At 49.1% G+C, this 7664-nt stretch carries 5 protein-coding genes and 1 pseudogene; 3 read left to right on the forward strand and 3 right to left on the reverse strand.

Annotated features, from left to right (window positions below; genetic code table 11):
• The 3 genes and pseudogenes from AC4MRN_RS18000 to AC4MRN_RS18010 form a co-directional block, all read left to right on the forward strand.
• Positions 1–247 (forward strand): annotated as a pseudogene (locus tag AC4MRN_RS18000) (AAA family ATPase); the annotation flags it as partial.
• Between the two features lie 2 nt (positions 248–249).
• A complete protein-coding gene (locus tag AC4MRN_RS18005) occupies positions 250–1239 on the forward strand; it encodes a DUF58 domain-containing protein (protein ID WP_491204057.1) in 990 nt (329 codons plus the stop codon).
• Entirely contained in the window at positions 1226–3253 is a 2028-nt protein-coding gene (locus tag AC4MRN_RS18010; RefSeq protein WP_491204058.1) for a transglutaminase TgpA family protein, read from the forward strand. Before AC4MRN_RS18005 ends, AC4MRN_RS18010 begins: the two co-directional genes overlap by 14 nt.
• Before the next feature lie 144 nt (positions 3254–3397).
• On the opposite strand, the gene AC4MRN_RS18015 is transcribed toward AC4MRN_RS18010, so the two are convergent.
• The 3 genes from AC4MRN_RS18015 to AC4MRN_RS18025 all read right to left on the reverse strand — a co-directional run.
• Entirely contained in the window at positions 3398–4675 is a 1278-nt protein-coding gene (locus tag AC4MRN_RS18015; protein WP_491204059.1) for a sensor histidine kinase, read from the reverse strand.
• Positions 4672–6039: a sigma-54-dependent transcriptional regulator gene (locus tag AC4MRN_RS18020; RefSeq protein WP_491204060.1), complete on the reverse strand. Its 1368-nt coding sequence runs from the start codon at positions 6037–6039 to the stop codon at positions 4672–4674. The genes AC4MRN_RS18015 and AC4MRN_RS18020 overlap by 4 nt, the downstream gene beginning before the upstream one ends.
• Before the next feature lie 44 nt (positions 6040–6083).
• Positions 6084–7664, reverse strand: a 1581-nt coding sequence (locus AC4MRN_RS18025) for an FtsX-like permease family protein (protein WP_491204061.1), incomplete at its 5' end; no start/stop codon positions are given.

Genomic DNA, 7664 nt, shown 5'->3' on the forward strand with positions numbered 1-7664 from the left:
GGTGCAGCAAAGTCGTGATAATGCAGAATTCCCCTATCCGCTCTCGCCTCGCGCCAGCAAGTCGCTGTTACGCGGCGCTCAGGCCTGGGCCTTTCTGCACAATCGTGATTTTGTGTTACCGGAAGATATTCAGGCTGTGTTTACCGCTATTGCTGAGCACAGGTTGCGCGGCAGTCAAACCGACTACCGGGAAGATGGGCTGCTGAGTCAGCGCATATTAGATCTCACAGACCCACTGGCTGCTTAGTCATGCTGGCCAGACTGTCTGCGCGCTTTAATCAATACCACGAACGCTGGTTACGTAAGCGTATACCCGCCAGTAATCGCTACACTCTGCACTTAAAAAACGTTTTTATTTTTCCAACGCGCTTTGGCTTTGGCTATTTACTTACCTGTATCAGCTTATTCTTGCTGGGAACCAACTACCAAAACAACCTGATGCTGTTGTTGTGTCAGTTTTTACTTGCTGTCTTTTTGCTGCACTTATTCATTAGTTACCGGAATTTCACCACAACCACGCTTTCGCTGAAACCAATAGCACCGGTGACCGCGGGCGAACATGCCCTGCTTACAGTGCTATTAGAAGACAAACACCCGCAACAGCCATTTTACGGCGGCTTACATATGCAACTGCGCGGCACCTCACTATCGCTGCTCAATCGCCGTGCTGATCAGGAAAAGCAGTTGAAACTGTTACTGCCAACCCGAACCCGTGGGATCTTTAACCTACCCCGAATCACTTTTTCGTCGACGTACCCACTGGGGCTGTTTCGCTGCTGGACTCATTTGGATTTTGAGCAACAGCTTATCGTTTACCCTGCCCCTGTTCCGTCCTCACTTATATTAGACAGTGCAGATACAACGCAAGGCGATACCAGTGGCCCCAACCCCGGTATCGATGAATTTGATAGTTTAAGACACTTTAGACCCGGCGATCCTATGAATAGAGTCGCCTGGAAACAGGCAGCGAAAGGGGGTGACCTGGCGACCAAGACGTTTAATCAGTCCCGCCAGGAAAGCGGCTGGTTAAGTTTGGCCATGTATCAGGATGAGCCGCTGGAGAAAGCACTGGGATTGCTAAGCTATCAGGTAAACCGGCTGACAGGACAACAGCAAACCTTTGGTTTGCGTCTGGGGGATCAGATTGTTGAGCCCGGCAGTGGTGAACAACACAAATTACAGTGTTTGGGCCAGCTTGCTCAGTACCGCACTACGGACCAGCCCTATGCAGCCGATTGACAAACCGATCCGCAATCAAACCGCCAGCTTATTGATGGCGATAGTGTTTTGCATTCTGAGTATCAGTTTGTTCGAGCCACTGTTGTTCTGGGTGTTGTTGATTGCAGTATGCGCCACGGCCATGCGAGTAGTGATGTACATTGGCTGGTACCAGCCTGTACCCAGTTCCCGCACTATCAATTTGCTCGGCTTATTGTGTTGTGTGTGTTTGGTGTGGTTCAGTTTTTCCATTGGCTTGTTGTTAACCATGGTCAATCTGCTCATTCTGGCAGGCGCACTAAAACTGATGTTGCTGAATGCTCCAAGGGATCTATTTCACCTGTTTTGCACCGCGTTGTTTGTTATTGGTATGGGCTTTACCTTCCATCAATCCTTTGTAATGACGCTGTTTTATGGCCTGCTGACCCTAGCGCTGCTGGTTGCCCTTGCTCGCTATTTTACGCCATCGCAAACCGTTAGCTGGCATGCTAAACGCGTGCTCACAATGGGCATACAAGCACTGCCCATTGCCATTTTGCTGTTTTTAATTGTGCCCAAATTACCGCCCTTATGGAAAATGCCGGTAGGCAAAAGTACCGAAACCGGCCTTACCGACACGGTCTCCCCTGGCGACATTGCTTCTTTAACCCAGTCCTCTGAGCTGGTCTTTCGCGCCACCTTTGAAGGCCCTGTGCCAGAGCCACATGAACGCTACTGGCGTGCCATTACGCTGGAACAGTTTGACGGTAAACAGTGGACCGTGAGCCCGCTACGCAAGCAAGCGAGACAGCAATACCGATTACTTAACTACGAATTTTCGCCGTCGCTTAGTGGCAGTTGGTGGCAGTATGAAGTGATAGCTCAACCGACCAATAAACACTGGCTGTATGGCATTGACATTGCCGTGCCCGCCGATCACGCCAGCGACCAAATGATTTGGCGCGGCGCCGATTACCAGATCCTAAGTGAATCACCGTTGTCGACCAGACGCGCTTATCGCCTGCGTTCTTACCCGAATGCCGATATGAGCCAAACGTTAGAATCATTGGATCAGCGCCTTAACCTACAAAAGCCAGAAAGCCCGGCCGTGAATCCCCTCACCCAGGAATGGGCCAGGGAAATTGCGACACGTTTTTCTGATCCCGAAGACAGAATCAAAGCCGTGCTTGAGTATTTTATTACCCAGGGGTTTACCTACACCTTAACGCCGCCTGCAATGCCTGACCAACCAGTGGATGATTTCTTGTTCACGCATCAGCAGGGCTTCTGCTCCCACTACGCCAGTGCCATGGCCTACACGCTTCGTTTAATGGACATTCCGGCCAGAATGGTGGCAGGCTATCACGGCGGCGAAGTGCTTCAGCCTGGCGTACTCAGTGTGTATCAGTACGACGCCCATGCCTGGGTAGAGGCCTGGATAGGCGAACAAGGCTGGGTTAGGTTTGATCCCACTGCAGTTATAGCCCCACAACGCATTCAATTTGGTATTCAGCAGGCCGTTGAAGAAGAAGCCTTCCTGGCTAACAACCAACTGGCGCGATTGAAGCAATTGCCTTTCCTGGCTGATCTGCAAATGTTGTATAGCTTAATGGACTACCAGTGGAGTCGCTGGGTACTGGGGTTTGACGCGCAGCGTCAACAGAATCTGCTAGCGTTGCTACTGGGTAAGGTTACCGGTAAGAGCATCACTTATCTGGTGCTGGCCATATTCGGTGTTATTGGCCTGCTGCTGGCACTGTATTTTATTCCTCACTGGCGCAAGCAACAAATGGAACCCGTGGTGCTGTGGTACCAAAAGGCCGTTACTGCAGTAGCGGGTTACACCGGCATTCAGCGTGAAAATCTTGGCCCTCAGGCCTACCATGACAAAGTATTCGCGCATTTACCACCAGCCAGCTCAGCTCAATTTCGTTCGCTGAGCGAGCAATACATCCGCTTGCAGTATCAACCAGCACAACCACAGCGTAAAACCGCCGCTTTTGTAAGCGACTGCAAGGCGTTTATAAGGCAAATTCGGCGACAACCCGCAGCCTAGCTGCTATTTCAGTTGCAAGCTTACCCGTGTTAATTCGTCAGGAAATAAAATTAGGCTCCGCCCTATTGATGAGTAATCTCATTCCCGTAGTGATGTTCGGGAAGCATGAATGCTCATCAACTTACGATGATTATGAGTCTGGTATTAGCGCATTCTGGGCAAGCGAATTTGAGCAATGGCGCCTGGTGCGCCGTCTCGGTTTTGCAGGGTCAACTCGCCGCCTTGTTGTCGAATAAGTTCACGACTTAGCACCAAACCAATACCGTTTCCCTGCGCTTTGGTGGAATAGAATGGCACAAATAAATTATCCGTATTCGAGATGCCCTCACCGCTGTCGATAACATTGATAAGATGAAATTGCTCATCGATGTCAAATTCAACCAAAATAGCCTGTCCGCCGCTATCTGCGTCACATGCATTGTTCACGAGATTAATCAGCACTTGTTGCAATTGGCCTTCATCGGTGAAAATGGGGGTATCGTCGTTGATTACGATGCGAACACGAGGGTTAAGTGCAGCTATACAGGTTTTTAAACTATCGATAGAGATAGCCTGCTTGTTGGGTTTCTGAATTCGATTAAACGCGCTGTAGGCATCCACAAAACTCAGTAAATGCTGCGCGCGTTTATCGATTACCTGCAATAATTCATGCCCTTTTTCGTCTTTGAATTCGGTCATCTGCTGAAGAGACTGGGCAATAGAAGAAATAGGCGTCAGCGAATTTCGCACTTCGTGATTGAGCACCCGAAGTAAGCGTTGCCACACGAGTTTTTCGTTGTCACGCAGACTCTGTGCAACAGAAAAACACATAACAATATCGAGTTTTCGACGATTGCGAATAACATGATTTTCATACAATCGATAATTGGCCGCCAACGGCGACGACGCCGCAATGTGCCATTTGTCACCGTCGTGTAATAGGCCGCATTCAGAAGCGAAACGCCCGGCAAGATCGCCCATTCCAATCAGTTGCGTGTAACCATAGTTTGCAGAGTACACGCGTTTGTGGGCATCGATGACGACGACAGGAATGGCCAACTGCTCAATCAACGCTAACAGGACCGTTTCCTGTTGCAATATCGCTTCGCGCTCCTGCTGCATTTTTTGGGTCAGACGCTGGGTGTCTGCACGTAAGCTTGCTACCCTGCCTCCCCTATAGCTTGCTAAATGCCAGGTGTTGTACTCTTCGTTGCGCAATGCATCGAGCTGTAAACCTATGCGATCGACCACATCCAGCGTTTTGCGATACAGTTGCCAGCAAACACCGCCAATCAGGCTCAATACCAAAAGAAACAAACTAAAGCTGGTCAACCCGTCCCAATCAGCCAGGAAGCTAACTAAAATACACAATAACGTGCCAATACCGCCTAATAGCCAAAGTCTGATTTTCAGATAACGTTCAAAGCTGACGGTCGGTTTCAAGATGCAAACTCTTTTGGCTCAATACTCAGTTTTTCCAGACGTCGGTACATCGCAGATTTACTCAGTCCGAGATACTCTGCCGCACTAACGACATTGCCTCTGTAATGAATCAGGGCCGCTTTAAGAACACGCCGCTCTCCCTCTTCAAACGTCATTAACTCACTCTGATTTGAGACCATTGCCTGGGAGCGCTCAAGGGCCAGATCTTTCACATCAATACTGTCACCAGACGCCAAAATCACGGCACGTTCAATACAGTGACTCAGCTCACGGACGTTACCCGGCCAAGGGTATTCAAGCAACGCCTGTTTTGTAAACTCGGTAAATTCAATACCGGGCCTGTGATACCTTGCAGCGTGCTGCGCCAAAAAATGTTCTGCCAGCGGCAAAATATCCTGCACCCGCTCACTCAAGGCGGGCACATGCAGTTGCACCGTATTTAAGCGATATAATAAGTCTTTTCGGAACTGGCCAGCGCTAATGAGTTGTGACAAGTCTGCATTGGTCGCGGTAATAATTCGCGCATTCGTGCGCATTGTGCGGCTGCTTCCCAAACTTTCGTATTCGCCTGTCTCCAGTACTCTTAACAGTTTGGATTGTAATTGCCCCGGCAAGGTCCCGATTTCATCCAGAAACAAGGTGCCATCCTGAGCCAAATCAAATCGTCCCAACCGGTCCTCTTTAGCATCGGTGAATGCGCCGCGCTTATGACCAAATAATTCACTTTCGAATAACGAATCGGGGATCGCGCCCATATTGGTACTAACAAAGCGCGCGTTAGCGCGGCTGGAACAGGCATGAATGTAACTGGCCAGCATACTTTTACCGGTACCATTGTCACCCGTAATGAGAATACTGGCATCAGTTTGTGCCACACGCCGGGCTTGCGCCATCAATTGCTGCATTATGTCAGACACTGCCAATGGCGCAGGTGTATGTTCACTTTCTCTCTGCAACTGGGAAAATCGCTTATTTTCCTGCGACAAATGGGCGTTTTCGAGCTGATGCTTCACAATACTGAGCAAGCGGTTGTTTTGCCAGGGCTTCTCTACAAAGTCACCGGCACCTGACTGCATGGCTTGAACGGCAATATCTACACTTGCCCACGCCGTCATTACCACGATGGGTAAACTCAGGTTCATTTCACTCAATTGCTTGAGCAACGCCAGTCCTTCCTCGACAGAGGTCGTATCTTTATTGAAATTCATATCGAGCAACAATAAATCTATTTGTTGTTGCTCGATAATGGCCAGCGCCTGTAACGGTGAATCGGCCTCTAAACACTGATAACCGTGATGGGTTAATACCAACGAGGCAGACAATCGAATGTCCTGTTGATCGTCAACAATTAAAATCTGCTTCATCTATCCCTACCAGATTACTACTATTTTTCACCGAAATTTCCCAATTACTCGTTGCGCAGTGCGCGCATCGGGGCGCGTTTGATTATGTTATGTAGTGGCACCAAACCACTGATCACAGCAATCATCAAGCTGAATAAAACCGCGGGTAATGCAAACACCGGGGAGTATTGCAGCCACGCAGACAACACCGTTGATTGCATCAACAGCACCGCTACGGTAACAATGGATGCCCCTACACACCCAATGAGTAACGGCGCGATGACATCGGTTCCCAACAGCCGGTACAACCTGGAGGTTTTCGCCCCTAATGCCATACGCAAACCAAATTCAAAGCGACGCATATTCAGGTTATAACTTAACACACCAAATATACCGATACACGCCAGAATCAGCGTAAACGCAGCCAGTAAGTAACTACCAAACAACGTAATATTGTCAATATGAAGCATTTTGGCCAACTCGCTTTCCAGTGACAGATACTCCCATATCATAAAGCGCTGATCGTATTCACGAACGTATTTAAGCAGGGCTTCCCGGCTTAGTGTTTTACCGTCTTGCAAGGTTAAAACAAAGTTATAACCATTTGGCCCTGTACACCACCACAGGTGTCGCCCCTGATGCTCCTGAAAGAAATTCGGATGGTTGAAATCGGCGCTAATACCCACAATGAGATGGTCCTCGCCATTACCATTGTATGTTTTCCCAATAACGTCACTTTCGGGATCGAGTAGCGCAGCGGCTGAAGCCGACACAATAACCTCAAACGTTTCACCACGCATGGCTTCTTCGCTGAAGGAACGTCCGGCAATAATCTCCATTCCCACCTGCTCAAAGTAGTCAGTACCCACCCAGGTTTGCGGCATAAAGATACTCTCGTTGCCCTGAGCGTCGGTTAAAGTTGCCGCAAAAATATTCTGACGCACCGGACTGCGACCAAAACTCACCGATTTAACACTCGGATGCGAAAGGATTTTCTCTCTTACTGCATTACGCCGCTCTACGCGCTCTTGTGGAGTCATTGCGCCCTCGTAGGGCACAAACACTGACAAGTCATGGATGTTTTTTATGTTTACCCCCATGTCGCGATTCAGCGTGTCATGGGTCCGGCTTAACGAAAATGCCGCAACAATTATTAAGGCAGTCGCGACGGCCATTTGGGTTCCTACCAACAACCGTGTTTTACCCGCAGAGAGCTGCTGCCCGGTGTTTTTACCACTTTGTTGTAACTGTTTTCGTAAATCGGCAAAATTCACCAGTGACGCCGATACCAATGCAAATACAAACGACAACAGTAAGCAGGTGACCAGCGCCACTAAGACAACAACAGTGTCAATTGACACTACACCAACCAGCGGTAAATTGCCCATAGTGAGCGCTTTAAACCCTTTAATTCCCCAGGCGGCCAGAAACAACGCCAGTGCTACCGATGTCATCATCAGCAGAAACGACTGGGCAAAAATACTCATAAAGAGCGTGTTGCGTTTTGCCCCCAACACCGCCTGTAATGCTAACGTCCGATGCTGAGACAAGGCTTTAGATATAAACAAATTACTGACATTGAGAACGGCGATGATCAAAAGTCCCAGCGTGGCCGCCAGCAAGTACAGGCTCAAATGTCCCTTGTC

It is taken from the genome of Marisediminitalea sp., assembly GCF_984433645.1.